This is a genomic window from Sphingobium sp. FG125 (assembly GCF_057809795.1).
In genome coordinates this window covers 18,610-44,593 of sequence record NZ_JBMDKQ010000015.1, presented here as the reverse complement: position 1 = coordinate 44,593, position 25,984 = coordinate 18,610, and the positions used below count along the sequence as shown (strand labels likewise).

The following is a 25,984-nucleotide window of genomic DNA, read 5'->3' as shown; positions in this document are numbered from 1 at the left end:
GGTGCGATTGCTTCTTCAGCAATCGCTGGCGCAGCCACCTCTGACGTCGCAGCGCTCACTTCGCTCGCGACCCACCCCAACCCTTCAAACGAGGCACGTGACTCGTTTGAACTTAAAAGGGAGGGGCTAAAAGGATTGCGCGCCGATTTCCCCGGCGTTCTCGACTGGCACTATCTCGACAGCGCCGCCACCGCGCAAAAGCCCCACGCGGTGATCGACGCCATCGCCCGCGCCTATGGCCCGGACTATGCCACCGTCCACCGCGGCGTCTATGCGCGGTCGGCCAATATGACGCTCGCCTATGAAGCGGCCCGGCGCAAGGTTGCCGACTTCATCGGGGCAAAGTCTGACAGCGAAATCGTCTATGTCCGTGGCGCGACCGAGGGGATCAACCTGGTCGCTCAATGCTGGGCAGGCGAACAGCTCAAGGCGGGCGACCGCATCCTCCTCTCCACCCTCGAACATCACAGCAATATCGTGCCGTGGCAGATGGTGGCGGAAAAGGTCGACGCCCATATCGACGTCGTGCCGCTGACCGATGATGGCCGGATCGACCTGGACGCCATGCGCGCGATGATCACGCCCCGCCATCGCATGGTCGCGCTCGCCCATGTGTCCAACGTGCTGGGCAGCGTGCTGGATTGCCGCCGCGCTGCCGACATCGCCCATATGGTCGGCGCGCGGATATTGATCGACGGCTGTCAGGCGGTGCCGCGCCTCGCTGTGGATGTCCAGGCGCTCGATTGCGACTTCTACGTCTTTTCCGCGCATAAACTTTACGGCCCGACCGGCATCGGCGTGCTGTGGGCACGGGGCGAACTGCTCGACGCCATGCCCCCCTATCAGGGCGGCGGGTCGATGATCGACAAGGTGACGTTTGAAAAGACCACCTACGCCCCGGCACCGACCCGGTTCGAGGCGGGGACGCCGCATATCAGCGGCGTGATCGGCCTGTCGGCGGCGATCGATTATGTGCAGGGACACGGGCTGGACGCGATCCACGCGCATGAATGTGCGCTGGTGGCAAAGGCGCGCGCGGCGCTGGCCGATCTCAACAGTGTCCGCCTGTTCGGGCCGGACGACAGCGCGGGCATCCTGTCTTTTGAGGTCGAGGGGGTGCATCCGCACGATGTCGGCACCATATTGGACGAAGCGGGCGTCGCGATCCGTGCCGGGCATCATTGCGCCCAGCCGCTGATGCGCCATCTGGGCGTGGAAGCGACCGCGCGGGCCAGCTTTGGCATTTATAGCGATGAAAGCGATGTGGACGCGCTGGTGCGCGGACTTGAGCGGGTAAGAAAGATTTTTGGATGATGAGCGAAGAGCGCAGGATCATGGTGGAAGAGGTCGAGGCTGTGGACGCCCCGCCCAAGGCGCGCGTCGAAGAGGCACCGCGCCAGCGCGACTATCTCGACGGCTTCCTCGCCGCCAAGCCGGCCGAAACGCCTGCGGGCGAGCCGGGCGGCAATGTCTATGACGGCGTGATCGACGCGCTCAAGGATATTTTCGACCCCGAAATCCCGGTCAACATCTATGATCTGGGGCTGATCTACGGCGTCGATGTATCGCCCGACAATCATGTTGTCGTCACCATGACGCTGACCACCCCGCACTGCCCGGTCGCCGAATCCATGCCGGGCGAAGTCGAACTGCGCGTCGGCGCGGTGCCGGGCGTGGGCGACGCGCAGGTCAATCTGGTCTGGGACCCGCCATGGGACCCGGCCAAGATGAGCGACGAAGCGAAGCTGGAACTGGGAATGCTGTGATGACCACCGAGACCAAGACCCGTGCCCGCCCCGCCGCCGTCATCCTGACGCCGAGCGCGGAGCAGCGCATCGCCGACCTGATGGCCACCGCGCCGCAGGGGACGATCGGCGTGAAGCTGTCGACGCCCAAGCGCGGCTGTTCGGGCCTCGCCTATTCGGTCGACTATGTCAGCGAGGAAGCGAAATTCGACGAGAAGATCGCCACGCCCGGCGGCACCTTCTACATTGACGGCGCGTCGGTCCTCTATCTGGTCGGATCGACGATGGACTGGGTGGAGGATGATTTCACCGCCGGCTTCACCTTCGCCAACCCCAATGCCAAGGGCGCCTGCGGCTGCGGCGAGAGCTTCACGGTCTAATCTCCACCGCCGTTCGTTTCGAGCGAAGTCGAGAAACATCGTGCGCAGTTTCTCGACTTCGCTCGAAACGAACGGAGGGTATGTTTTGCCTCATCTGTTGACCTTTGGCCTGGGCTATACCGCTACCCGCCTTGCCACCCGCCTGTCCGGGGAAGGCTGGCACATCACCGCCACCCGCCGCAACGGCGACGCGACCACGCTGGCCTTCGATGACGAACCCGCCGTTCGCGCCGCCATCGCCAGCGCCACCCATATCCTCTCCTCCGTCCCGCCCGAAGGCGACACCGATCCGGTGCTGGCCCGCTACGGCGCCGCCATAGCCGCCGCCCCGGCGCGCTGGATCGGCTATCTCTCCTCCACCGGCGTCTATGGCGATGCGTGCGGGGCATGGGTGGATGAGGGCAGCCCGGTCGGCACCGGCCGCCGCACCGCCCGCGCGGAGGCAGACCTCGCTTGGGGTGCCCTGCGCAGCGATGTCCGTCGTTTCCGCCTGCCCGGCATCTATGGTCCGGGCCGCTCGGCGCTCGACCGGGTCCGCGCGGGCAAGGCGCATCGCATCGACCTGCCCGACCAGATTTTCAGCCGGGTCCATGTCGATGACATCGTCGCCGGGATCATCGCCTCGTTTAACGGGCTACCGGGCATCTATAATCTGGCCGACGACCTGCCCTGCGCACAAAATTGGGTGATAGAGGCAGCCTGCGACATGCTGGGCCTGCCCCATCCGCCGCTGCTGACACTGGAACAGGCCGCCCTGTCCCCCATGGCGAGAGCCTTCTATGCGGAGAACCGCCGCGTCGCAAATGGTCGCGCCAAACGGCTGCTTGGCTGGTCGCCACGTTACCCGACCTATGTGCAGGGACTCGCCGCCTGCCACTGGGCGGACGCCTGATTCGGTTGGGCGCAAAGTGCCGCGGTCGATACCGCTTGTTAACCACATGACCGCGATAGCGGGCCATCACTTGTCCGGGGACAGACAGATGGATCGCATCGACCACATATTTTGCACACTCAGCCAGCGGATGAGCAGCCTGTCGCACCCCGGTCGGGCAATGTCTGCGCCGGAACCACTGTCCAGCCTGATCGACAAGGTCAACGCGGCCAAGCAGCGCTATCAGCCGGGACTTGGCCGGTAGCGGATCAGGGTTCGCCCTTCGATTCCTGCATCCGCCGTTCGGCGAACCATTGTTGCAGCATCTGGGCGGTGCAGCCGGTAAAGCCGTTGCTGCCGATCGCCGAACAACTGCCGGGCAAAGTCTGGCGCTGGACCTGCTCCATCGTCGCCACCTGACTGCCCCAGCCGGGGCCACCCGCCACGGCTGGCTTCTCACGTAGCTTCTTGGGAATGCGATAGCGTTCGGATTCCGGCTTGCGCGCGCACACTACAATCTCGCTGTCATCCTTGCCCTTGGGGCAGGGATCATCGCCATAGACGATCAGGTTGAAAATGCGCTCCGGCGGCGGTTCGGGCTGCGCCAGCGCGGGCATCACCGGCACCAGCGTCGCCGCGATCAGGACTATGGACATCGACAGGCGCATCACCGGAAAATCCTTCATTCGCCCCTGTCATGTCCCGCCTTGCCCAAAGGCGGGAGTCGTCATCCAGACGCCGCCCGGCACCCGGACCCGTCAGGGTTGCGAAGCCGGGGCCGCAGCCGCCTTGGCCTTTTCCTCCGCCACGACCCGCGCTTCGATCGCGTCGCTGTCGGCGTCGATGGTCGACAGCCGTTTGCCACGCTCTGCCTCGACCAGATCCTTCCAACTCGCATTGTCGAGCGCCTGCCGCTCCGCCTTGGCCAGCCGCGCAAGCTGCGCGAAGCAGCCGGTCGCGCCGCCGCCGCCAACCGGCGAGCAGCTTTCGGTGCCGGACCGGCCGACATATTCCATCGACCGCACCCGCTCGCCCCATGCCTGCTTGCTCGGTTCATTGGGGTCGCCGCGCAGCGGTTCGGGAATGCGATAGCGCTCTGCCTCGCCCTTGCGCGCACACACAACGATATCGTCGCCCTGGCTTTGCGGGCAGGCGTCGTCGCCATAGACGATGACGAGGTTGACCTTCTCCGTCGTCGGCGTGGCAGCCGCAGTCGGGGCGCTCGATGGCTGCGCCAGCGCGGGCATGGCAGCGCCCGTCAAGAGCAGCGCGGCGATCATCGGTATCCTTGTCATCCGTCGGTCCTTTTCAGATGCGCTTCGATAGCGCGATGGCGGCCCGGCATCCCAAACGGATGGCGCCCGACAAGAGGGGGTAGGCAGGGGCCTGCTGCGCACCATGCGCCAGCGCGGCATCGCGATGCTCGACTTCCTCTGCCTGAAAATCCGCAATGGCGGTGGAGAGTTCCGGGTCGTCACTGCCCAGTTGCATTAATTGTTCGCCATAATGGCGATCGATCTCCGTCTCGATCGCGGCAGTGCAGGCCATTGCCGCCTTGGGACCGATCGCCGCCGTCACCGCGCCCAGCGCAAAGCCCGCGACATTCCAGATCGGAGCCAGCGCGGTCGGGCGCACGCCGCGTCGCGCGATCATCGCGTCGAACGTCTGGCGGTGGCGTTCCTCCTGCGCGGCCATCCCTGCGATAATGCGCGCATCGGGATGCCGATCGCCCATGACGGCCAACTGCCCGGCATAGATTCGCGTGGCCCCAAATTCACCCGCCTGATCGACCCGCAGCATGGAGGCGCGATCGGCGGGCTTGCTGCGGCGACCGGGGCGGGGGAAATCCTGCTTCGCGCTCATGCGTTGCGTCCTTTGCGGGCCAGCAGCATCAAGATGGCGAGTGCACCACCCACCGACAAGAGGCCGTTATAACCCGCCAGCGAAATGCCCAGCAGGCTCCAAGGCGCAACGTCGCAGCGGGTGATCGGAGTCGCCATGATCTGGGTCAATATGTCGGCTGCGCTGCCCCCGGTCGGCGATGTGGAGCAGGCGGTCAGCCCTTCCCACCAGCCATATTCGACCCCGGCGTGGAACAGGCCGATGCCGCCGCTCACCGCGATGGCGATGGCCGCCAGCGTCGTGAACATCGCGCTGGTGCCGCGGTTGCCCTTCGCTGCAAAGGCCAGCAGCGCCAGCCCGATCGCCACCATATGCGGATAACGCTGCCACCAGCACATTTCGCACGGATGCAGCCCGCCCACATATTGCGACACATAGGCACCGCCCAGCAGCACGACGGGAATCAACAGCGCCAGCGCGCGGGCGAGGGGAAGTTTGCTCATCACCCCCGCTTAAACCCCCCGGCACCTTTCGTCATGCTGAACTTGCGGGACTCCCACACCATCCGTTCGGGCTGAGCGAAGTCGAAGCCCATCACTGACCCCGGACTTGATCCGGGGGAAGTGGCTTCGACTTCGCTCAGGGCGAACGGAGATGATAGAGAATCCCTTACTTCGCCCCCGGCTTCCGCGCCGTCGCCTGCGCGATGGTCGCACCCGGCGTGCTGGCCAGCCGCGAAATTGTCTTGAGCGCATAGTCGAGCTGGAAATCCTCCACGCCCTTCTTCTTCAGCTCCTCGGCCGACATGGCAAAGCGCGGATCGTCCTTGGCATCTTCCTCCAGCGACTTGTCGTCAGTCTTGATCTCGTTGATCAAATGGCGGCGCAGGTCGCTTTCGCGATATTTGGGACGGTTCTTATAATCGGGGTCGGACAGTTGCGGCACGCGGATATCGGGCTGGATGCCGCCTTCCTGCACGCTGCGGCCCGATGGCGTATAATAGCGCGCGGTCGTCAGCTTGAGCGCAGTGGTATTGCTCAGGGGCAACATCGTCTGCACGCTGCCCTTGCCGAAGCTGCGTTCGCCCATCACCAGCGCGCGATGCTGGTCCTGCAATGCACCCGCGACGATTTCCGACGCCGACGCTGATCCTGCATCAACCAGCACGATCACCGGCAGACCCTTGGCGTCGTCACCGGGCTTGGCATAATAACGTTCGACATCGCCCTTCGCCCGGCCGCGTTGCGACACGATCTCGCCGCGCTCCAGGAATGCGTCGCTGACCGACACCGCTTCGTCCAGCAGGCCGCCGGGGTTGGAGCGCAGGTCCAGCACATAGCCGGTCGGCTTGTGGCCCAGCGACTTGTCGATGCTGCGGATCGCCTGCCGCACATCGGCCCCGGTATTGGCAGAGAAGCTGACGATGTTGATGACGCCGATCCCGTTCTTCACTTCCCATTTCACGGGTTTGAGCTGAATAATCTCGCGCGTCAGCGTCAGGTCGATGGGCTTGTCGCGGCCCGACCGCACGATGGTCAGCTTGAGCGAAGTGCCTGGCGCACCGCGCATCTTGTCGACCGCCTCGTCCAGCGTGCCGCCATAAATGAGCTGCCCGTCAATATGGGTGATATAATCGCCCGCCTTGATCCCCGCGCGCCAGGCCGGAGTATCCTGCGTCGGCGCAATCACCTTGACCGCGCCATCCTCCTGCGTGACCGACAGGCCCAGGCCACCATAGCTGCCCTCGGTCTGGGTGCGCAGATTCTGGAAATCGCGCGCGTCGAGGAAGGAGGAGTGCGGATCGAGGCTGGCCAGCATCCCGTCGATCGCGCCCTTGATCAGTTTCTCGTCGTCGACTTTCTCGACATAGTCGCTGCGCACCTTCTGGAACACGTCCATGAATTCATCGAGCGCCTTGTAGCTCGACGCCTCCCCATCGGCGAGCGCCGCAGTGGTGGCGGGAATGAGCGCAAGCGCCCCAAGCGCAAGTGCGCCCTGGAGGAAGGTGGATTTCATGGCTGTCCTTGATTCCGGCATCTGCGACCCATCATAAGCCGATTCGCGTCCCGACGCAAAAGCGCGCTTCGACGAGTGTTGCGCAGCGTCGATGAGCGTCGGGTTAATGGGCAGATTTAGAAGAAGCGGCGGCGAGGTGGCAACTTGGCATCCGGGTCGCTGCCACCTAGTTTGGCAAGGCGCCGGGCAGCATCCTGACTTTGTTGCACCGTTGAATCGCCCATGAGCCAGCCAAGGAAAAAGCGACATGCTTCATCTTCGGTTCGGAAGGATCGCGATCCTGACTGAAGCCCTCGTTCAGCGTAATATGTGATCCACATATCGATCAGCGGCAGATTATCGGCCAAGCGGACCGGTTGCCTTTTTATGACGTAAGTTTCGGAAATATCCACATCGTTGCCGATAACATAGGATGTCGGATCGATACCTGCGGCCTGCAGTGCCAATATGAGTTCAGAAAAAGTCATGACTTCACCTCAGTCCCACCAGCGGCACAATGTCCACCGGCCGCCCGTTGCGGCGTAGTTCGATGGTGATGGTCGGGCGCCCTGAACCGGTGATGGCGACCGGATCGCCCTGCCGCACGCTGTCGCCCACTTGCGCGGTAACCCGGTGCAGGCCGGTGATCAACGTGGTCCAGCCCTGCCCATGGTCGATGATCAATATCTGCCCATAGCCACGATAGGGACCGGCAAAAGCGATGCGCCCGGCAGTTGGCGCGACGGCCTGCGCGCCCGGCTGCGTCACCAGCGTCAATCCGCGCGATCGCACACCGCCGTCATTCACCTCACCCATGCCGGTGACGAGTTGGCCGACGACCGGCAGGCGATAGGGGGGCGGGCCGGTCAGCACCACGGCGCGGTCTGGGGCAGGGGCGCCGGTCTGATCGGGACGGGCGGGACGCAGCAGCGGGCCGGGCAGGGCGGCCAGCTGTTCGCGCAGGTCGCCTGCTTCCTCCAGCCGGTCCATCAGGTCGACAATATCGCGCGCCCGTTCGCCCAGCGCCAGCGCGCGTTCGCTCTCCAGCCCCGCATTGCTGCGATAATCACGCGCTGCGATCCGCTTCTGCGTTTCCAGTGCGGCGAGCTGCGCCTGCCGTTCCTTGCGCTGTTGCTGGCTGCGGGCCAGCGCGTCGGCGGCCTGTTGCGCGGTGGCGCGCAACGCCCGGCTGCGCTCCAGTTCGGCGCGCAGCCCCGCCGTGCGCTGGCGGATCACGGGCAGTATCTGCCCCAGCACCGCGCGCATATGCACCGCGTCGGTGACCGATCCCGGCTGGACCAGCGCCAGCGCCAGCGGGCGACGCGCCATCATCTGGAGCGCGGCGGTCAGACGCACCACCGGCTCCTGCTTGGCCGCCAGGCGCGCCGCCTGCGTCCGCTGCATTCGCGCGACGATGGCGATGCGCGCCTGCGCGCCTGCTATGTCGGCTTCGGCCTGCTGGATGCGTGCGGCGATAGCGGCGGCGCGGCGACGCGCCTGTTCCGCCTCGTCGCGCGCGGCCCCGGCCTGCTGATCCAGCCGGACGGACCGATCGCGCGCCTCGTCCGACTGGCGACGCGCGGCCTTCAGTGCGGCCTGTTCCTGCTGCAATGTGGTTCCTGCGGTGCCTGGCAGGATGATCGCCCCGTCATCGGCGGCGGGCAGGCGCGATGCGGCCAAGGCTCCAAGGCCCGCCAGCATCGCGATCATGATCCTGCCCCGTTTCACCGGGCTATCCTTCGCGATGATAGGGGTGGTTGGCAAGGATGGAGCAGGCCCGCCACAATTGTTCGGTCAGCATCGCGCGCGCCATCATGTGCGGCCAGGTCATAGCGCCAAAGGCGATCAGCAGGTCGGCGTTCGCCCGGTCCGCGTCATCGAACCCATCAGCCGCGCCGATCAGGAAGCGACATTCGCGCGTCCCCGCGTCGCGCCAGCCCTCGATCCTGCGGGCAAAGTCCATCGAGGACAGCTGCTTGCCCTTTTCGTCCAGCATCACCGTAACGGTGCCGGGCGCTTGCGGCGGCAGCTTGCCGCCCCGATCGGGCATTTCGGTTATCTTGTGCGGCATGGTCAGCCGCTTGACATAGCGGTCGACCAGATCGGCTTCGGGCGACCGCCCGATCTTCCCGCGTGCGATGATGTGGAGGAGCATTCAGCCTTGATCCGTTCGCCCTGAGCGAAGTCGAAGGGTTCGGCTGAGCCGCAGGCGAAGCCACTTCGCTACGCTCAGTGGAAGGCTTCGACTACGCTCAGCCCGAACGGTGTCAGGTTACGCCGTCCCCGCGACCGGTGCGTCGACAAAGCCCCACATCCGTTCCAGATTGTAGAAGCTGCGCACTTCGGGCCGGAACAGATGGACGATCACGTCGCCCGCGTCGATCAGCACCCAGTCGGCGACCGGCAGCCCTTCGATGCGGCACGAACGACCGGTGCCTTTCTTGACCCGCTCGGCCAGATGCTGGGCGATCGCCGCGACCTGACGCGACGAACGACCGCTTGCAATCACCATATAATCGGCGATGCTGCTCTTGCCTTCGAGGGGGATGGAGATGGTTTCCTGGGCCTGGTCGTCGTCGAGCGACTGCATGACGAGGGCGTGCAGGGCAGCCACGCTATCGGCCGCTGCGGCCGTATCGTTGGCAATAAGGGGTCTGGTCAAAAAAGCTCCATTCTAGACGATCAGCCGACGCGTGAGCGGGTCCCGCACACGTGCTTGTTCATATTCGCGATGCCAGAGGGGGTTCGCCTGCCGAAACAGGGTCGCCGATCTTGGATCAGGGCGAAAGCGCAATAGCACGAGCGCCGGCGGTCTCCAATTCGTCCAGCCTGCTTTCTGGCAAGCGGGCAGGACGAAGCGCCGCAGCCAGCTCATGGCCACAGAGCCACGGGCCACATCATCATAGCCCGGACGGGCGATCACGGCAATGGGCATTTGCCGGGCAATGCCGCGCCAGTCCTTCCATTGGGCAAATTGCGCCAGATTATCGGCCCCCATCAACCAGATGAAGCGATTGCGCGGGTAGCGACGGGTCAGGGCGCGCAGCGTATCGGCGGTGTAGCGCGTACCCAACTGCGCCTCGATCGCGGTGGCGCGAATCGGGGCGCGGCGCGCGACCGTGCGCGCATGGGCCAGCCGGGCGGGCAGGGGGGCCATGCCTGCGCGGGGCTTTAACGGATTGCCGGGCGACACCAGCCACCAGACTTCATCCAGCCCCAGCGCCTTGGCCGCGAATAGCGAAATGGCGCGATGCCCGCCATGGGCCGGGTTGAAGGAGCCGCCGAGCAGGCCAATGCGTGTCATCATCCCGCCATGCCATCTGGCGCAGGCGGCTGCAATCGCGCAGCCTTGGCCATCAAGGCGCGGCAACGATGCCCCAGGGCGCTGCGCCTACCGCGATAGTCGCGACAACCTGTGCCTTGGCCAGGTCGATGACCGAAACCGAATCGGACAGGCCGTTGGCGGTATAAGCCTGCGCGCCATCACCGCTAACCGCCACATGCCACACCCGCTTGCCCACCGGCACATAGGCGCGGACGGTGCGGGTCGCGACATCGACCAGCGCGACATGATCGGCCCGACCCAGCGCGACGATGGCGGTCTTGCCATCGGGGGTGAAGCGGATGCCGCAGGGCAGGATGCGGTGCGCCGCAACGCCCGGAATCGCAAATCGGATCGTCTCGCGCACCGCACGGCTTTTCGTGTCGATAATCTGGACCGTGCCGCCAATTTCCGCCGCGACCCATAATTGCGCGCCGTCGGCGGTAAATTCGACATGGCGTGGCCGTTGGTCGGTCGGGGTTTCGGCCACCATGGCGCGCTTGGCCACGTCGATCCAGTTGACGACTCCGTCCTCCTCGGATGTTACCGCAACCCATTGCCCGTCCGGGCTTTGCGCCACCCCTTCCGGCTCGCCGCCGACATCGACCTGAAAGGCGACGGTGCGGCTGGCCAGGTCAATGGCGGTCAGCGCGGCATCATCCTCATTGGCGACGAACAGGGTCGCGCCGTCGCGCGAGAGGAAGAATTGCTCCGGGTCCTGACCCGACGGCAATTCGGCGACCAGCCTGCCCGTGGCACGGTCGATCACCTGCACCGCATGGTCGGCGCTGGTGCACAGATAGAGGTAGCGGCCATCCTTCGACAGGGTGATACCGCGCGGGCGGCCACCCACGGCCCATGTCGCCGTCACCTGGCCTGACAGCGTATCGACCACCGACACACTGTCGCCCCGCTCGTTGGAGACATAGAGGGTTTCCCCCTGCGCCGCGACCGGCAGCGCTAGCCAGACGGCCCAGACGGCCATGCCGATGCGCTTCATAAACCCTGATCCTCTCGCCTCTTTGTCGGCCATCCTATCGGCCGCCAGGCGTGAGCGGGATTGTACCAATGGCCAATGGGCTGCGCGACCGCCTTGTCCGATATTCCGGGTCAACAAGAATCCGCGTGAGAGGATGAGGCATATGAAACTGGGACGGATCGCGCTGCTGGGTGCCATCGCCACTTTGGGCATGACCGGGGCGAGCGCGCTGCTGGCACATGGCGACGTCACGCCTCAGGCGGTCGACACGACCGCGCTGCCCGAAATCGGCGAGGCCTGGCTCGAAAAAAACCCCTATAGCGGCAATGCCAAGGCGATCGAGATCGGCCAGTCGGCCTATGGCCAGAATTGCGCGCGCTGCCACGGGCTGGACGCTGAATCCGGCGGGATCGCGCCGGACCTGCGCTATCTGGAGGCAGGCGAAACCGGCGACCAGTGGTTTGCCGAACGCTATCGCCACGGGTCCAGCCATGACGGCAAAGTCTATATGCCACCCTTTGGCGACATATTGGGCCAGAAGGCGGGCTGGGCGATCCGCGCCTGGCTTGAAACCAAGCATGAGGGATAGGGCGACGCTCAGCCGCCGCGCGCTGATCGGCGGGGCAGGCGCGGCGCTTGCGCTGGCGGCGGGCCGCGGCGGCGCAGCCCCGCTGGCGAAGGTCAAGGCGCTCGGCACATTGCGGGTGGTGGTCTATCAGGACAACCGCCCCTGGTCGTGGGAGGAGGACGGCAGGATCGTCGGCCTCGACGCCGATCTGGCGCAGGCGATGGCGGCCAAGCTGGGCGTGCGCGCCGATGTGGCGCAACTGGTCGCAGACGAAAGCGTCGACGATGATCTGCGCAACGGCGTGTGGAAGGGCGGGCTGCTGGGCTTCATGCCCGGCGACCTGATGCTGCACGTCCCCTTCGACCGCAGCTTCGCGGCCCGCAACGGTCAGGTTGCGATCGTAGCGCCTTATTATCGCGAAAGCTTCGCGCTGGCCGGTGTCGGCGGCGCGGTGGCGCTGGAAGGGATGCCGACCGAATGGCGTGGCCGCAAGCTGGCCGCCGAACTGGACTCCATTCCCGACTTTTATCTCATCGGCTCGTTCGGTGGCATATTGGCCAAGGACGTCGTCCATTATCCGACCGGGTCGGCGGCGGTAGCGGCAGTGACGGGCGGGCAGGCAGACGCTGTCCTGGCGAGCAGGGCGCAGATCGAACATGGGCTGCACCGCGCGGGCGCTGGCCGCGTTGCCTTGCGCAAGGGACCGCTGCCCGCCTTCACCTCGCCCGGCTGGGACATCGGCATGGCGGTAAAGGAAAACAGCCGCACGCTGGGCGATGCAGTGGAGGAAATCGTCACTGCCATGGCAGCGAGTGGCGAGATGAAGGCGCTGTTCGCGCGCTACGGCGTCGCATGGACCCCGGCAAACGCGGCGGGGTGATGGGCCGACCTAAGGTCCAATTGCTGCGTCACCCACACAGCATAGTCTGCACATAAACGGGGGCGCCCAATGCGCCCGTTCACACAGGGAGGATGGTTATGAAGGGACCGATCATGCGGGCGCTGTCGGGCGTTGCCGCAATGACGCTGGCGATCGCGGCAACGCCGCTGGTGGCGCAGGGCGGGCCGACTGACGCGGATCTGATGAACGACGCCAAATCGACCGGCGACGTGCTGACCTATGGCATGGGACCGCAGGCGCACCGTTTCAGCAGCTTGAATGCCATCAACAGCGGTAACGTGTCGAAAATGGTGCCCGCCTTTGCCGCCTCGCTGGGCGGCGAAAAGCAGCGCGGACAGGAAGCGCAGCCGATCGTCTATGACGGAACCATCTATGTGACCGGCAGCTATTCGCGCCTGTTCGCCTTCGACGCGCGCACCGGCGAGGAAAAATGGCAATATGACGCCCGCCTGCCCGACGGCATCATGCCCTGCTGCGACGTGGTCAACCGCGGCGCGGCGATTTACGGCGACAAGATCATCTTCGCCACGCTCGACGCCCGGTTGGTGGCGCTCAACCGCAACACGGGCAAGGTGATCTGGAACAAGCAGATTGCCGATTATAAGGAAGGCTATAGCGCCACTGCCGCGCCGCTGATCGTCAACGGAATGGTCATCACCGGCAATTCGGGCGGCGAGTTCGGCGTCGTCGGCGCGGTCGATGCGCGCGACGTCAACACCGGCGAGCTGATCTGGCACCGCCCGGTGATCGAAGGCCATATGGGCACGCTCAAGGGCCAGGATAATGGCATCACCGGCAAGCTCAACGCAACCTGGCAGGGCGATCTGTGGAAAAGCGGCGGCGGCGCGACCTGGCTGGGCGGCACCTATGATCCTGACACCAACCTGCTCTTCTTTGGCACCGGCAACCCGGCACCCTGGAACAGCCATCTGCGCCCCGGCGACAATCTCTACACCGCCTCTACTTTGGCGATCGACCCGGCCACCGGCGTCATCAAATGGCATTATCAGACGACCCCGCATGACGGCTGGGATTTTGACGGGGTCAATGAATTCATCCCCTTCGACGCCACGATCAACGGCAAGCCGATGAAGCTGGGGGCCAAGGCGGACCGCAACGGCTATTTCTTCGTCCTCGACCGCACCAATGGCAAGTTCATCAGCGCCAACAAATTCGTCATGCAGACGACCTGGGCCAATGGCTTCAACAAGGCCGGTAAGCCCAATGTCATCCCCGAAGGCCGTCCGCCAGCGCCGGGCGATGCCAAGGGCAAGCCGGTATTCGCCTCGCCTTCGTTCCTGGGCGGCAAGAACTGGATGCCGATGGCCTACAGCCATGACACCGGCCTCTTCTACATCCCGTCCAACGACTGGGGCATGGACATCTGGAACGAACCGATCGCCTATAAAAAGGGCGCGGCCTATCTGGGCGCAGGTTTCACCATCAAGTCGATCGCGGAGGACCATATCGGTGCCTTGCGGGCGATGGACCCGAAGACCGGCAAGATCGTCTGGGAATATAAGAATAAGGCACCGCTCTGGGGCGGGGTGCTGACCACCGGCGGCAATCTGGTGTTCACCGGCACGCCCGAAGGCTTCCTCAAGGCGTTCGACGCCAGGACGGGCCAGGAACTCTGGAAATTCCAGACCGGGTCCGGCGTGGTCGGATCACCCGTCACCTGGGAACAGGATGGCGAACAATATGTCGCCGTCATGTCCGGTTGGGGCGGCGCTGTGCCTTTGTGGGGCGGCGAAGTCGCCAAGTCGTTCAAGGACATTAATCAGGGCGGTGCGCTCTGGGTGTTCAAGCTGCCGAAATCATAGGGGAGTTACGGTCATGATCGTCATGGGACGCGGCAGCTATGCAATGCAGGTTCCGGCACCGCCGCCTGGCCTATTGCGGCTTGCCACGTCCCATGACTTGGCCGATCATTCGGGCCGGGGGCAGGATATGGGCCAATATATGGGCGGCGAAGCGATCATGGAGCGGGTGCTGATCGTCGACGATCATCCGCTGGTGCGCGACGGGTTGCGCAGCGTGATCGCGATCAGCTTCGACAATATCGAGATATTCGAGGCTGCCAGCCTTGAAGAAGCTATCAACACACTGGAAAAACAAGATAATTTCGATCTCATCTTGCTCGACCTCCACATCCCCGATGTGCGGCGGCTCGACGGCCTCAAGCTGCTGCGTGACCGTTTTCCGATCCTGCCGGTGGTGATGGTGTCGGGCGCGTTCGACCGCGCGATCGTGCAGGAGGCGCTGGCCGCGGGCGCGGCGGGGTTCATCCCCAAATCCTTGAAGCGCAGCGCCATCGTCGATGCCCTGCACCGCGTGGTGTCGGGCGAAATCTACCTGCCCGAAACCATGGGTGAGGGCGCGGCGCCTTCCGCCGACGAGGATGACATCACCCGCCGGATCGACAGCCTGACGCCGCAGCAGAAAACCGTGCTGGGCCATCTGGTCAATGGTCGCCTCAACAAGCAGATCGCCCACGACCTCAACGTGTCGATGACCACGATCAAGGCGCATGTGTCGGCGATCCTCCAGAAACTCGGCGTACTGAGCCGCACCCAGGCGGTGATCAAGGCAAACCGGGTGCATTTCCGCGTCGACTGACCAGCGCGACAGGCGGTCTATTTCAGGATCGTCCGCAACAAGGCGCGCAACTGCGCAGGCTTGACCGGCTTGCTCAGCAGCGGAATGCCGCAGGCATCCAGCCGGACCTTCAGATCCTTGCCGCGATCGGCCGAAATCATGACCGCTGGCACTGGCCCGCCAAAATGGGCGCGCAACCGGTCGATCACATGGTCGCCCGTCTCTCCGTCATGCAGATGATAGTCGATCAGGATGATGTCGGGCTTCGCGTCGCCTGCGAACAGGGCGATCGCATCGGCAAAGCCCCCCGCCGCCTGCACCGTACAGCCCCAGCCTGCCAGCAGGGTCGTCATGCCGGTCTGGATCGCCCGTTCATTGTCGATCACCAGCACGTTAAGACCGCGCATGGTGCGATCACGCCCGACTATGTTCGGCTCGCTGTCGGGATCGACCACCGGCTCGCCCGCAGGCAGGCAAATCGCAAAGGTCGATCCGCGACCGGGCGCGGAATCGAGCGTGATCGGGTGGCCCAGCATGTCGCTCGCCCGCTTGACGATGGCGAGGCCCAGCCCCTTGCCGCTGGTGCGGGTGTCGAGTCGCCGAAACTCCTCGAACACCATCTCCTGCTTGTCCAGCGCAATGCCGGGGCCGCTGTCCATCACGCTGATGCGCACGCCATCCGGTCCGGTTGTGCAATCAACCCGCACCGACCCCTGCTGGGTATAGCGCAGCGCGTTGGACAGGAAATTCTGGAGGATGCGCCGCAGCAGCCTGATGTCGGAACGCACCCAGGCCGGTTCGCTGGTGATCGCCAGTTCCAGCCCGCCCGCGCGCGCCATCGGCGCAAATTCGACGCGCAGCGTGTCGAGCAGCCGGTCGAGCCGGAAGTCGCCAATCTCCGGCTGGATCGCGCCTGCGTCCAGACGGCTGATCTCCAGCAGAGCCTCCAGCAGATCCTCTACCGAATCGAGCGCCGTCGATGTCTGGTTGACCAGTGCGCGGGTCGGCAGCGCCAGCCGCCGGTCGCCCAGCGCCGCAACGAACAGCCGGGCGGCATTTAATGGCTGGAGCAGGTCGTGGCTTGCGGCCGCTAGAAAGCTCGTCTTGGACAGGTTCGCCTTTTCCGCCGCCGTCTTGGCGTCGCGCAACTGCGCCTCGATCGCCCGGCGTTCGGCAATCTCGGTCTCCAGCTCGGCGGTGCGCTCGGCGACCCGGCGCTCCAGCGTCTCGGCGGTTTCCTGCAAACCAGCCTGCGCGCGCAACATGGCGGTCACGTCGGTAAAGCCGATCACCTGCCCGCCCCGTTCCAGCGCCGTGCTGCGCAGCTCGAAACTGCGTGTTCCCGCATGGACCAGCGCGTGCAGTGGCTCGCCGCCCGGCCGATCGCCCCGCCAGTCGAGGCAGCCGCCATCGGCCATGCCCAGCCGATCGCGGCACCAGCGCACCAGCGCGCCATGGCTGCCGCCCTCCTGCGCCCAGTCGCCCGGCAGGTCGAGCAGATGCTGGAGCGCCTCGTTCCACGCCGCGACCCGTCCCTGCGCGTCGAACAGGCAGACGCCTTCGGACAGATTGTCGAGCGTCGACTGGAGGATCAGGTTGCGCTCGGCCAGTTCGAGCGCCCTGTTGCGCGCATCCTGCGCCTTGACCTCGGTAATGTCGGTATAGATGCCGACGATGCCGCCTTCGCTGGTGCGCAGTTCGTTGATCTGGACCCAGCGCCCGTCCGACAGCGCCTGGACATGGCCGCCATCGGCGACGCTGTGGCGCGCGAGCCTGTCCGATACCCAACGATCAGGCGCGACCAGCGATCCGGGCGTGCGGTGATGTGCGGCGGCCAGCCGGGCGATTTCGTCAAAGGACAGGCCTTCGCGGACCTGATCAGCGATTTCGGGCCAGAAACCCAGATAGGCTTCGTTGAACAGGACCAGCCTGTCCTCCGCATCGAACAGGACGAAGCCCTCATTGATCGAATCGATCGCGTCGCGCAGCCGGGTCTGCGCCGCGTCGGCGCTGGCATGGGCCTGCGCCAGATCGGCGTTGGCGGTGGCCAGGCGACCCAGCGCATCCTCCAGCTCACCCGTCCGCTCCCGCACCATCGCTTCCAGCGTGATCGCGGTCTCGAACATCGAAAAGGCGTTACCGGCCATATCGCTCGACCGTTCGACCCGGTCGATCAGCGCGGCGTTGATCTTGCGCAGCTTGCGGTTTTCTTCGCGCAACCTGTCCAGCTCGCTGTCGGGATCAGCCGGGACGCTCATCGGCCGATCGCAAGCCCGCTGAAGGTCTGGTTGACGTGCAGCGCATGATATTGCTCGCCATAGGTGTTGAAGCCGATGACGCGGTGGCGGCCGTAGAGTTCGGACACGGCCCGGCTGATCTGCCGCTGTTCGGCGTCGATCCGGTTCAGCACGCAATCGAACGCGATGATCCGGTCGACCGTGCCGACATGGGCGGCGATGTCGGCGAACATCGCCTCCATCCCTGCGATGCGGTCTACCGGCTCGCCCACGGTCAGCACGATGCCCTCGTCGATGGCGCAGTAGAAGGTCAGGCTGCCGTCCGGGTTGGCACTCTGGATCGAGCGGACATGATAGTCGCCGCCCGCCCGCACCATCGGCGGATGGGCGGCGTAGAAGGCCAGGCCGAGCGCTTCGCCGGCATGGCCCGCCAGCCGCAGATATTCCTGGGCGGCGGGTTCGGCGTTGATTTCGGTGACGACACGGTCCTGCGGGATCGCGCCGGTCACCACCATCTTGGCCGCGCCGGGGCGGTAATGCTGACCCTTGAAAACATGGAGCGGCCGGGGGGTCGAGAGGATGGCGATCACGGCGGCGCGATGATGGAAGCGGCCACCATGGAAGATCGCGGTTTCGCGGAAATCCAGCCCGTCACCCGACGATCCGCCGATCAGCGGCACGTCGCCCAGCGCGTCCTGTATAGTCATCGTCAGCAATTCTTCGCGATGGGACAGGCCATCGACCAGGAACAGCGCTACATGATTGACCCGATCACCCAGATGGCGGCTGTCGCGCTCGGCCACCGCCGCGAGCGACCGGACGGCTTCCCGCGCGGCAACGGAATCGAAGGCGTCGATATCATCGAAACAATGGGACACCATATGGAAGCTGGCGGCAGGAAAACCGATGACGCTCAGACTATCCTCGTCATAGCCCGCCTCGGTCAGCTCACCCGAACTGGTGCAGCCGATGGCGACGACCTGTTCGCCATGGCGGTTGACCGCACGGGCCAGCGCATCGCGATCGAAACGGTGCGAGCAAAAGAGCAGCATCCCGGCCAGCGGCGCATCGCCCAGCGCGCGCGCCACCTGTGCCATCGCGTCGGCCGGATCAGGCATGTGGCTCGACGCAAAGACAATATCCGCCGCCTCCATGCTCATCTTGCTCTCTCCCATCGCATCCCCCTTTTTCAGGGGTTATGCACTGTGCTGCGCATTTGTCACGTCAGGCGATGGCGTCGCCCCGCGGCGGATCGCCTGCCGCCTCCAGCAGCGCGTTTTCGCTGTCGGTAAAGATACGGGACCGGACGATGAAGCGCACCCCTTCGGGACTTTCCAGCGACATGCCCGCGCCCCGTCCCGGCACCATGTCGATCGTCACCTGGGTATGGCGCCAATAGTCGAACTGGGCCGCGCCGATCCACACGGGGACATCGCCCGCCACATGGCCCAGCAGCACGTCCTGCGCGCCGACCTTGAACTCGCCGCGCGGAAAGCACATCGGCGCGGAACCGTCGCAACAGCCGCCCGACTGGTGGAACATTAACGGCCCGTGCTTCGCAGCCAATTGCGCCATCAGCGCCAGCGCTGCGTCGGTCGCCAATATGCGGGGCGGAAGCAGGATCGTCACAGCCAGGCCTTCCTTCAAAAAATGGGGCGGACGTCCATTAGGGACGCCCGCCGGGGACGAAGGCGCTCGAAGGGGAGAGGCAAGCGCCTTCGGTGCGACCCGTTAGAAAAAGCCCAGCGCCTTTGGGCTGTAGCTGACCAGCAGATTCTTGGTCTGCTGATAATGGTCCAGCATCATCTTGTGATTCTCGCGACCAATGCCCGACTGTTTGAACCCGCCAAATGCCGCATGGGCGGGATAGGCGTGGTAGCAGTTGGTCCAGACGCGACCGGCGTGAATGCCCCGGCCCATGCGATAGGCTCGGCTGCCGTCGCGGGTCCACACGCCAGCGCCCAGGCCATATAGCGTGTCATTGGCGATGGCGAGCGCTTCGGCTTCATCCTTGAAGGTGGTGACGGCCAGCACCGGGCCGAAAATCTCCTCTTGGAAAATCCGCATCCTGTTGTGGCCCTTCAGGACCGTCGGAGTGACATAATAGCCTTCGCTCAGTTCCCCATCCAGATGGGCGCGCGCGCCGCCGGTCAGCAGTTCAGCCCCTTCGGCCAGACCGATCTCGATATAGGAGAGGATCTTTTCCAGCTGGTCGTTCGACGCCTGCGCGCCGATCATGGTCGCCGGATCGAGCGGGCTCCCCTGCTTGATCGCCTTCACCCGCGCGATGGCGCGCTCTATGAATTTTTCGTAGATCGATTCCTGGATCAGCGCCCGGCTGGGACAGGTGCAGACTTCGCCCTGATTGAGCGCGAACATCGCAAAGCCTTCCAGGCATTTGTCGAAATAATCGTCATCCGCATCCATCACGTCTGCAAAGAAGATGTTGGGCGATTTGCCGCCCAGCTCCAGCGTGACGGGAATCAGATTTTCCGACGCATATTGCATGATCAGGCGGCCGGTCGTCGTTTCGCCGGTGAAGGCGATCTTGCTGATCCGCTTGTTGCTGGCGAGCGGCTTGCCCGCCTCCACGCCAAATCCGTTGACGACGTTCAGCACGCCGGGCGGCAGCAGGTCGCCGATAATGTCCAGCAGCACCAGGATCGACATGGGCGTCTGTTCGGCGGGCTTGAGGACGATGCAGTTGCCTGCCGCCAGTGCCGGGGCCAGCTTCCACACCGCCATCAGGATCGGGAAATTCCACGGGATGATCTGGCCGACCACGCCCAGCGGTTCATGAAAATGATAGGCGATCGTGTCATGGTCGATCTCGCTGATCGACCCTTCCTGCGCGCGGACACAGCCTGCGAAGTAACGGAAATGGTCGATGGCCAGCGGAATGTCGGCATGGGTCGTCTCGCGGATCGGTTTGCCATTGTCGATCGTCTCGGCCATCGCGATCAGATCGAGGTTCGCTTCCATCCGGTCGGCGATCTTCAGCAGGATGTTCGACCGGTCGGTCGAGGAGGTCTTGCCCCAAGCATCCTTTGCCTCGTGCGCGGCGTCCAGCGCCAGCTCGATATCCTCAGCCGTACCGCGCGCGATCGTGCCGACGACCTGTCCCGTCACGGGCGAGATATTCTCGAAATAGCCGCCCTTGACCGGCGCGATCCACTGGCCGCCGATATAATTGTCATATTGGTCGCGGATCAGCGTCTTGCCGGTGAACCGCTCCATCGCCTGTTGCAGCATTGCCCTACTCCTATAGTGTCGAAATTGGCTGAAAACATGGCGCGGCGACCGGGGCCGGGCCATTGCACCTTGGGTCTAATTCACTTTCGCGAGGGCCGCCGTCATGCGCTTGGCGGCAAAGGGCGGCAGCTTGACCGCCTTGGCCGCGGTCAGTTCAGCGGCGGACACCTTGCCCACCTGCACCAGCGCGACCATGCCCATCGAATAATGAGGCATGCATTTGATGCCATAGAGGCCTGGCTTGGCGACGGTCAGGACCATCTCCTTGTTCATCAGGCCCTTCACCGGCGTCGCGCCTGCGGGCAGCATGTTGGCCATCGTCTCGGCATTATGGCTGGGATCGCTCGGTTTGAAACGGATCGTGTCTCCGGGCGCTGCCTTTATGAAGGACGGCTCGAACACCATCGCCCCTTCGGCACCCTGATTCTTCATATGGACGACAATGTCCTTCGCCGCGGCGGGCAGCGGCGAGAGGATCAGGGCGGCAGCGGCAAGGCCACCAGACAGGCGCAGGTCGATCACATCACTCTCCATGGAATCGCACGGCTCATGGCCGTTGGATTGGGAGGAGAGTGCCGCTGGAGCGTGACGGCGCACAATGGGCCTTTGGTCCTATGGGGCGATGCCGTCATCGGGCTGGACCGGGGCGAGCGGCAGGCCAAGGTCGCGCCAGCCATCGGTTCCCTCCGCCAGCCACCAGATATTGTCATAGCCCAGCGCGCGCAGCCTTTTGGCGGCATTCCAGCCCATCCAGCAATCGGCGCGGCAAAAGAGGATCAGCATTCGACCGCGCTTTCGCCCGGTCAGCCGGGCCATGCCCTTGGCAAAGGCTTGCGCGATGACAGGATCGGGCTGGCCGCGCCCTGCTTCGGGGAACCAGCGCGCGCCGGGGATGGATATATGGGCGGACGCCAGCCGCCAGCGGCCATCGGGCGCGCGATGGCCACCTTCGGCGGGCAGGACGTCGATGAATATGGCGTCCCGGTTGGACATCAATTGCGCCGCCGCCGCTGGTGCGATTCGCCCGACCCCTGCGGGCGGCTGTCGCACCGGCGCGCGATAATGCGCGATGCGATAGCCTTCGGCATCGAACAACGGCTCCTGCGCCAGGCCCGGCGACGCCAGCAGCAGGGCGGCTATGATGAAGCGGCGCATGATCGTCTCCCGGCCTATGACCCAAGGACCAATGGTAGCGCGTCGCGCGCGGGATTAGACCTGTCATAAGGGAGAAGGTCATGCGCAGGGCAACGAGGCTTTGGGTCGCACTCATGCTGATGCTGGCACCTGCCAGTGCCGGGGCCATACCGCCCGCCGATCCGTTGGGTTCACCGATGTGGAGCGCCCATGCCCGCACCCTGTTCGGTGATGATCCGGTGCGCTTCGATCCGCGGGTGATCGTCTCCTTTCCGATGATCGCGGAAAACCAGCGCGCCTTTCCGGTCGTCATCGACGCGCGTGGCATTGTGGGGGTCAGGCGGATGATCCTGCTGGCGGATCTTAATCCCATACCCGTCGCGATCGACTATCGCCCCGCCCATGCCGCGCCCTATATCGCGACCCGGATCAAGCTGGACCAGCGCACCCCTGTGCGTGGCGCAGTGCAACTCGACAGCGGACAATGGCTGGTGTCAGGCGGCTGGGTCGATGCCGCTGGCGGGGGATGTTCCGCACCGCCGGTCAGCCGGGTCAAGGGCGACTGGGCCGATCATCTGGGCGAGATACGCGGCGAAGTCTGGCCGATGGCGAACGGCCAAAGCCGGGTGCGGCTGAGTTTTCGCCATCCGATGGATACTGGCCTTGTGGAAAATATCGCCACCTATCATCTGGAGGCCTTGTCGGTGATCGACGGGGCCGACCGTCTGCTGGGGGACATGGACATTTGGGCATCGGTCTCGGAAGATCCTGCAATCACGCTGCTGGTGGACAGCGCAGCGGAGGCGGCGCTGCGCGTTGCGGCGCGTGATACCAACGGTCGCGACTATCGCGCCGCGCTGACGCTGGCGCGCCAGTCACCCATGCCAGGTGGACGATGACATTGTCGCGCCGCGCCATGCTGGGCGGAATGGCGAGCCTGGCGGCTGCACCCGCTCGCGCGGCAGACTATGTCATCACGCCAGTGGCGATCGGCGATGGCATCTGGATGGTATGCGGCGCTGATGAGCCGATCGAAGCCCATAATGGCGGGGCGATCGCCAATATCGCCATCATCGCAACGCCCGCCGGAACAGTGTTGTGGGAATGCGGCCCATCGCTGCGCTATGCCCGCGCCCTGCGGCAGGTGGCCGAGCGATTGACCGGCGCGCGCATCGTGCGAGTCTATGTCAGCCATCTCCATCCCGATCATGGCATGGGACTGGCCGCCTTCGACCCGGCCATCGTTGCTGCGCTGCCCGGCACGATCGCCGCGCTGGCGGCGCAAGGGCAGGGCTATGCCGATGGGATGTACCGGTTGCTGGGCGACTGGATGCGCGGCACCGACCTGATCCTGCCGGGGCGGGCGATCATGACAGCGCAGGAGGATTTTGGCGGTCGATCGCTACGCCTGCTCGCACTCTCCGGCCATAGCAGCGCGGATCTGGCGCTGCTGGACGAGCGGACCGGCATGCTGCTGGGTGGTGATCTGGTGTTTCACGATCGTGCCCCCAGCACGCCGACCGCAGTGCTTCCAGCCTGGCGCGCCAGTCTCGACCAGTTGCAGTTGCTGCCCCATGGCGCTCTCCTGCCCGGCCATGGGCCGATCGATCCGGCCGGGATCGCAGCCATAGCCCAGACCCGCGACTGGCTTAACTGGCTGGAGGGCGCATTGACGCAAGCGGTGCGCGATGGGTTCGACATGGTGGAGGCGGGCGATCTGCCGATTCCCGCCCGCTTCGCCCGCATGGCCGTCGCCCGCTACGAAATGCAGCGCAGCGTCTCGCACCTTTATCCGGGCCTTGAAGCGGCGCTGCTGCCGCGCATCGACGTCAGAAGCGCGCCCTGACCCCCACTTGCCAGCGGCGCGGTGCGCCCGGCCCATAGGCGCGGGGATTGGATGCGTCCGGCACCTCCTCCAGTTCGACCTCGTCGACTTCGCTGAACGTGCCGAAGGTCGCGTAGCGCCGGTCAAAGGCATTGCGGAGTTCGCCGAACAGGCTGACGCCGCGCACCACCTCCACGCTCGCGCGCAGGTTGACGATGGCGTAGCCAGCGAGGCGCGGCGTATCATTCCCCTCGTCCCCAACCAGATATTGGCCGGTTCGCGCGATCACATCGCCGCCGACCGTCCAGCCTCTCCCGGCATAGTCCAAATTCAGTGTCGCGCTGTGTCGGGCGATGCCGGGCAGGCGGTCGCCGCGTTCGACCGCGATCAAACCGTCCTCGTCCGATGTCGGATTGGCCGGGCTGGAAAGGCTGAGCGGCGCGCGATAGGTCGCGTCGGTGAAGGCATAGCTCAGGCCAGCGCTCAGACCGCCCCGGCTCGCGCGGATCGTCGCTTCCACGCCCTGCCGCCTTGTGCTGCCGATATTGCGGAAATAGGCACGCCCCCGGATTTCCGACGCGACATATTGAATGTCGTTGCGATTGTCCGTGCGCCAGGCCGACAGCAGCCAGTCGATCGCAAAGCCGCCAAGCTGGGCCTTGCCCTTCGCGCCCGCCTCCCAGCTTTTGGCGACCACCTGTTTGAGCGGCGGATCGGCGATGAAGAAATTGGTCAGGCTGCACGGCGCATTTTCATCGGCGCAGGACAGTTCGGCCGGGGTCGGCACGCGGTTGCTTTGTGCATAGCCCGCGCGCAGCACCAGTGCATCGGACAGTCGATAGTCGAACTCGATGCCGGGGTTCAGCCGGGCAAAGTGATGCTGGCCATTGAGCGCAGTGCCGATCTGGTCTTGCAACACAACCCGCGCCCGGTTGTAGCGCAGCGCGATTTCGGCCGACAGGCGCGGGGTGATCGGCAGCCGGTCCTGCACGAACACGCCCCAATAATCGGTATGGGCGACCAGCCCCACCGGCGCAATCGCGCCGTCGGGCTGGATGATGACCGGTCCCAGCCCTTCGACACTGCGCTCATCGGTCATCGCGCCTAGCTCGGTGGACGTGTCGAAGCGGGTGCGGCTTGTGTCGTAACTCAAGCCAAGCGCCAGATGATTGTCGCCCGCACCCAAAGCGCGCTGGTCGATCAGCTGCACCAGCGCGCCCATCGCCCGCGTCGCGGTGCGCCCGCGATTAAGGACGCCATAGCCTTCACCGCCTAGCCTGTCGGTGATCGGATCGCCATTGGCATCGGTCAGGACCGCCTGTTCCTCCTCACCCTCGTCGTCGCCCACCGTCTCCAGGCACAGCAGCCCGGCCTCATCCTCGTCCTCGCAGCCTTCAATGTCGGCAGCATCTCCGTTGAGGTTACGCAGCGTCAGTTTTTGGGCATAGAGCGTCCCTTCGATCCGCGTCCTGTCCGACAGCGCAACCCAGGGATGCAGGCTGGCCCGGCCATAGCGGCTTGCGCTATTGTCGGGCCAGGTGAACACAGCGCGCCGATCGATCGTGAGCAGTTCGACCGGGGACACGCCATTGCCGGTCAGGTCGGTATCGGCCCCAACCAGCTTCAGGTGCAAGCCACCGCCAGCCGTGTCGAAGCCAAGATCGAGATAGCCGTTATACAGCGTCGATGGCGAAAAGGCGCGCCAGCCGTCGTCGCGCGTATATTGGAAGGCAGCAAAGGCGTTGAAATCGCCACGCGCGGCTCCAGCCGCGATGCTGGCTTCGGTCATGCCGAACCGGCCCTGGGACAGGCTGGTCTCCAGCCCCCGATCGCTCAAGCCTGTCTTGGTGTCGATCAGCAGCGCCCCGCCCAGCGCATTGAGACCATAGACCGCGCTTTTGTCGAGCAGGCCGATCCGCGCGATCGCGGCTTCAGGCAGCAGGTCGAACTGCATCGTGTCGCCAAAGGGCTGGTTGAAGCGCGCGCCGTCCAGATAGACGGCGATCCCCTGCGCCTGCCCCTGAAGCGGCGAGGCGACGAAGCCGCGATAGACCAGATTGGGCTGCCACGGGTTGTTCTGCGCGTCCAGCAAGGTGACGCCTGCAAAATTGCGGACCAGCGCGCCGAGCAGATCGGGACTGCCGCCCTTGCCAATGTCGGCCGCGGACAGCGACAGGCCATCGTCGCTGTCGATGCCGCCGCCCGGCGCAGTGACGATGATCGGCTGGCGCGCTGCCTCCGTCTCGCCCGCCCTCGCGACGCCGCCACACAGCGCCATCGCGCTGGTCGCCAGCAACACCGTCACGCCCTTCATGCCGTCCTCCCTTTATGTTTG

29 protein-coding genes are annotated in these 25,984 nt (G+C 65.0%); 11 read left to right on the top strand and 18 right to left on the bottom strand.

From position 1 onward, the window contains the following. Positions 1-135 precede the first annotated feature (135 nt). From ACODSR_RS14590 to ACODSR_RS14570, 5 genes are all read left to right on the top strand, one after another. Positions 136-1,314 carry a cysteine desulfurase gene (locus ACODSR_RS14590; RefSeq protein WP_489077392.1) on the top strand — a complete coding sequence of 393 codons (1,179 nt, stop codon included), beginning with the start codon at positions 136-138 and terminating at the stop codon, positions 1,312-1,314. Continuing rightward, the gene (locus tag ACODSR_RS14585; RefSeq protein WP_489077442.1) at positions 1,314-1,766 is read left to right on the top strand and encodes an SUF system Fe-S cluster assembly protein; all 453 of its coding nucleotides are present in this window, start codon (positions 1,314-1,316) and stop codon (positions 1,764-1,766) included. The genes ACODSR_RS14590 and ACODSR_RS14585 overlap by 1 nt, the downstream gene beginning before the upstream one ends. Further along, a complete protein-coding gene (locus ACODSR_RS14580) occupies positions 1,766-2,125 on the top strand; it encodes a HesB/IscA family protein (RefSeq protein ID WP_489077391.1) in 360 nt (119 codons plus the stop codon). Before ACODSR_RS14585 ends, ACODSR_RS14580 begins: the two co-directional genes overlap by 1 nt. An 85-nt stretch (positions 2,126-2,210) precedes the next feature. Next, a complete protein-coding gene (locus ACODSR_RS14575; RefSeq protein WP_489077390.1) occupies positions 2,211-3,017 on the top strand; it encodes a Rossmann-fold NAD(P)-binding domain-containing protein in 807 nt (268 codons plus the stop codon). A gap of 88 nt (positions 3,018-3,105) precedes the next feature. Next, positions 3,106-3,261, top strand: a complete 156-nt coding sequence (locus ACODSR_RS14570) for a hypothetical protein (protein ID WP_489077389.1) — start codon at positions 3,106-3,108, stop codon at positions 3,259-3,261. A 4-nt stretch (positions 3,262-3,265) separates the two neighbouring features. Here the strand turns inward: ACODSR_RS14570 and ACODSR_RS14565 are convergent, their stop codons facing one another. From ACODSR_RS14565 to ACODSR_RS14515, 11 genes are all read right to left on the bottom strand, one after another. Then, positions 3,266-3,682: a hypothetical protein gene (locus ACODSR_RS14565; protein ID WP_489077388.1), complete on the bottom strand. Its 417-nt coding sequence runs from the start codon at positions 3,680-3,682 to the stop codon at positions 3,266-3,268. A gap of 72 nt (positions 3,683-3,754) precedes the next feature. Next, positions 3,755-4,291: a hypothetical protein gene (locus ACODSR_RS14560; RefSeq protein ID WP_489077387.1), complete on the bottom strand. Its 537-nt coding sequence runs from the start codon at positions 4,289-4,291 to the stop codon at positions 3,755-3,757. A gap of 13 nt (positions 4,292-4,304) precedes the next feature. Continuing rightward, positions 4,305-4,859: a demethoxyubiquinone hydroxylase family protein gene (locus ACODSR_RS14555; RefSeq protein ID WP_489077386.1), complete on the bottom strand. Its 555-nt coding sequence runs from the start codon at positions 4,857-4,859 to the stop codon at positions 4,305-4,307. Then, positions 4,856-5,341: a disulfide bond formation protein B gene (locus ACODSR_RS14550; RefSeq protein ID WP_489077385.1), complete on the bottom strand. Its 486-nt coding sequence runs from the start codon at positions 5,339-5,341 to the stop codon at positions 4,856-4,858. Before ACODSR_RS14550 ends, ACODSR_RS14555 begins: the two co-directional genes overlap by 4 nt. Before the next feature lie 166 nt (positions 5,342-5,507). Then, positions 5,508-6,854, bottom strand: a complete 1,347-nt coding sequence (locus ACODSR_RS14545) for a S41 family peptidase (protein ID WP_294137392.1) — start codon at positions 6,852-6,854, stop codon at positions 5,508-5,510. A gap of 116 nt (positions 6,855-6,970) precedes the next feature. Then, entirely contained in the window at positions 6,971-7,321 is a 351-nt protein-coding gene (locus tag ACODSR_RS14540) for a hypothetical protein (RefSeq protein WP_489077384.1), read from the bottom strand. A gap of 4 nt (positions 7,322-7,325) precedes the next feature. Continuing rightward, positions 7,326-8,543: a murein hydrolase activator EnvC family protein gene (locus ACODSR_RS14535; RefSeq protein ID WP_489077441.1), complete on the bottom strand. Its 1,218-nt coding sequence runs from the start codon at positions 8,541-8,543 to the stop codon at positions 7,326-7,328. A 22-nt stretch (positions 8,544-8,565) separates the two neighbouring features. After that, a complete protein-coding gene (locus tag ACODSR_RS14530) occupies positions 8,566-8,988 on the bottom strand; it encodes a 23S rRNA (pseudouridine(1915)-N(3))-methyltransferase RlmH (protein WP_489077383.1) in 423 nt (140 codons plus the stop codon). Positions 8,989-9,105: 117 nt separating this feature from the next. Then, the gene (gene rsfS, locus ACODSR_RS14525; protein ID WP_006962280.1) at positions 9,106-9,495 is read right to left on the bottom strand and encodes a ribosome silencing factor; all 390 of its coding nucleotides are present in this window, start codon (positions 9,493-9,495) and stop codon (positions 9,106-9,108) included. A gap of 12 nt (positions 9,496-9,507) precedes the next feature. Then, positions 9,508-10,137 (bottom strand): nicotinate-nucleotide adenylyltransferase, encoded by a 630-nt coding sequence (locus ACODSR_RS14520; RefSeq protein WP_489077440.1) that lies wholly within the window; start codon positions 10,135-10,137, stop codon positions 9,508-9,510. Between the two features lie 52 nt (positions 10,138-10,189). Beyond that, on the bottom strand, positions 10,190-11,155 hold the full coding sequence (locus tag ACODSR_RS14515) for a PQQ-dependent catabolism-associated beta-propeller protein (protein WP_489077382.1): 966 nt from the start codon (positions 11,153-11,155) through the stop codon (positions 10,190-10,192). A gap of 142 nt (positions 11,156-11,297) precedes the next feature. Between ACODSR_RS14515 and pedF the strand changes: the two genes are divergently transcribed. The 4 genes from pedF (at position 11,298) to ACODSR_RS14495 (ending at position 15,222) form a co-directional block, all read left to right on the top strand. After that, positions 11,298-11,723, top strand: a complete 426-nt coding sequence (gene pedF, locus ACODSR_RS14510) for a cytochrome c-550 PedF (RefSeq protein WP_489077381.1) — start codon at positions 11,298-11,300, stop codon at positions 11,721-11,723. Beyond that, entirely contained in the window at positions 11,713-12,582 is an 870-nt protein-coding gene (locus tag ACODSR_RS14505) for a substrate-binding periplasmic protein (protein WP_489077380.1), read from the top strand. The genes pedF and ACODSR_RS14505 overlap by 11 nt, the downstream gene beginning before the upstream one ends. A 98-nt stretch (positions 12,583-12,680) precedes the next feature. Next, the gene (locus ACODSR_RS14500) at positions 12,681-14,426 is read left to right on the top strand and encodes a methanol/ethanol family PQQ-dependent dehydrogenase (RefSeq protein WP_489077379.1); all 1,746 of its coding nucleotides are present in this window, start codon (positions 12,681-12,683) and stop codon (positions 14,424-14,426) included. 13 nt (positions 14,427-14,439) lie between these two features. Further along, the gene (locus ACODSR_RS14495) at positions 14,440-15,222 is read left to right on the top strand and encodes a response regulator (RefSeq protein ID WP_489077378.1); all 783 of its coding nucleotides are present in this window, start codon (positions 14,440-14,442) and stop codon (positions 15,220-15,222) included. Positions 15,223-15,239: 17 nt separating this feature from the next. Here ACODSR_RS14495 and ACODSR_RS14490 read toward each other — a convergent pair whose 3' ends face one another. The 6 genes from ACODSR_RS14490 to ACODSR_RS14465 form a co-directional block, all read right to left on the bottom strand. Continuing rightward, the gene (locus ACODSR_RS14490; RefSeq protein WP_489077377.1) at positions 15,240-17,459 is read right to left on the bottom strand and encodes a hybrid sensor histidine kinase/response regulator; all 2,220 of its coding nucleotides are present in this window, start codon (positions 17,457-17,459) and stop codon (positions 15,240-15,242) included. Beyond that, the gene (locus ACODSR_RS14485; RefSeq protein WP_489077439.1) at positions 17,456-18,598 is read right to left on the bottom strand and encodes an FIST N-terminal domain-containing protein; all 1,143 of its coding nucleotides are present in this window, start codon (positions 18,596-18,598) and stop codon (positions 17,456-17,458) included. The genes ACODSR_RS14490 and ACODSR_RS14485 overlap by 4 nt, the downstream gene beginning before the upstream one ends. A gap of 64 nt (positions 18,599-18,662) precedes the next feature. Further along, positions 18,663-19,013, bottom strand: a complete 351-nt coding sequence (locus ACODSR_RS14480; RefSeq protein ID WP_489077438.1) for a DUF779 domain-containing protein — start codon at positions 19,011-19,013, stop codon at positions 18,663-18,665. Between the two features lie 156 nt (positions 19,014-19,169). Then, positions 19,170-20,690 carry an aldehyde dehydrogenase gene (gene adh, locus ACODSR_RS14475; RefSeq protein WP_489077376.1) on the bottom strand — a complete coding sequence of 507 codons (1,521 nt, stop codon included), beginning with the start codon at positions 20,688-20,690 and terminating at the stop codon, positions 19,170-19,172. 75 nt (positions 20,691-20,765) lie between these two features. After that, complete coding sequence (locus tag ACODSR_RS14470) at positions 20,766-21,224, bottom strand: pseudoazurin (RefSeq protein ID WP_489077375.1); 459 nt, start codon at positions 21,222-21,224, stop codon at positions 20,766-20,768. A 78-nt stretch (positions 21,225-21,302) separates the two neighbouring features. After that, positions 21,303-21,845, bottom strand: a complete 543-nt coding sequence (locus ACODSR_RS14465) for a rhodanese-like domain-containing protein (protein ID WP_489077374.1) — start codon at positions 21,843-21,845, stop codon at positions 21,303-21,305. 80 nt (positions 21,846-21,925) lie between these two features. Here ACODSR_RS14465 and ACODSR_RS14460 point away from each other — a divergent pair, with 80 nt between their 5' ends. Both ACODSR_RS14460 and ACODSR_RS14455 read left to right on the top strand, forming a co-directional pair. Continuing rightward, on the top strand, positions 21,926-22,723 hold the full coding sequence (locus ACODSR_RS14460; protein WP_489077373.1) for a quinoprotein dehydrogenase-associated SoxYZ-like carrier: 798 nt from the start codon (positions 21,926-21,928) through the stop codon (positions 22,721-22,723). Then, entirely contained in the window at positions 22,720-23,670 is a 951-nt protein-coding gene (locus tag ACODSR_RS14455) for a quinoprotein relay system zinc metallohydrolase 1 (protein WP_489077372.1), read from the top strand. The genes ACODSR_RS14460 and ACODSR_RS14455 overlap by 4 nt, the downstream gene beginning before the upstream one ends. On the opposite strand, the gene ACODSR_RS14450 is transcribed toward ACODSR_RS14455, so the two are convergent. Further along, complete coding sequence (locus ACODSR_RS14450; protein WP_489077371.1) at positions 23,654-25,963, bottom strand: TonB-dependent receptor; 2,310 nt, start codon at positions 25,961-25,963, stop codon at positions 23,654-23,656. The two genes, ACODSR_RS14455 and ACODSR_RS14450, sit on opposite strands and share 17 nt — an antisense overlap. Positions 25,964-25,984 lie beyond the last annotated feature (21 nt).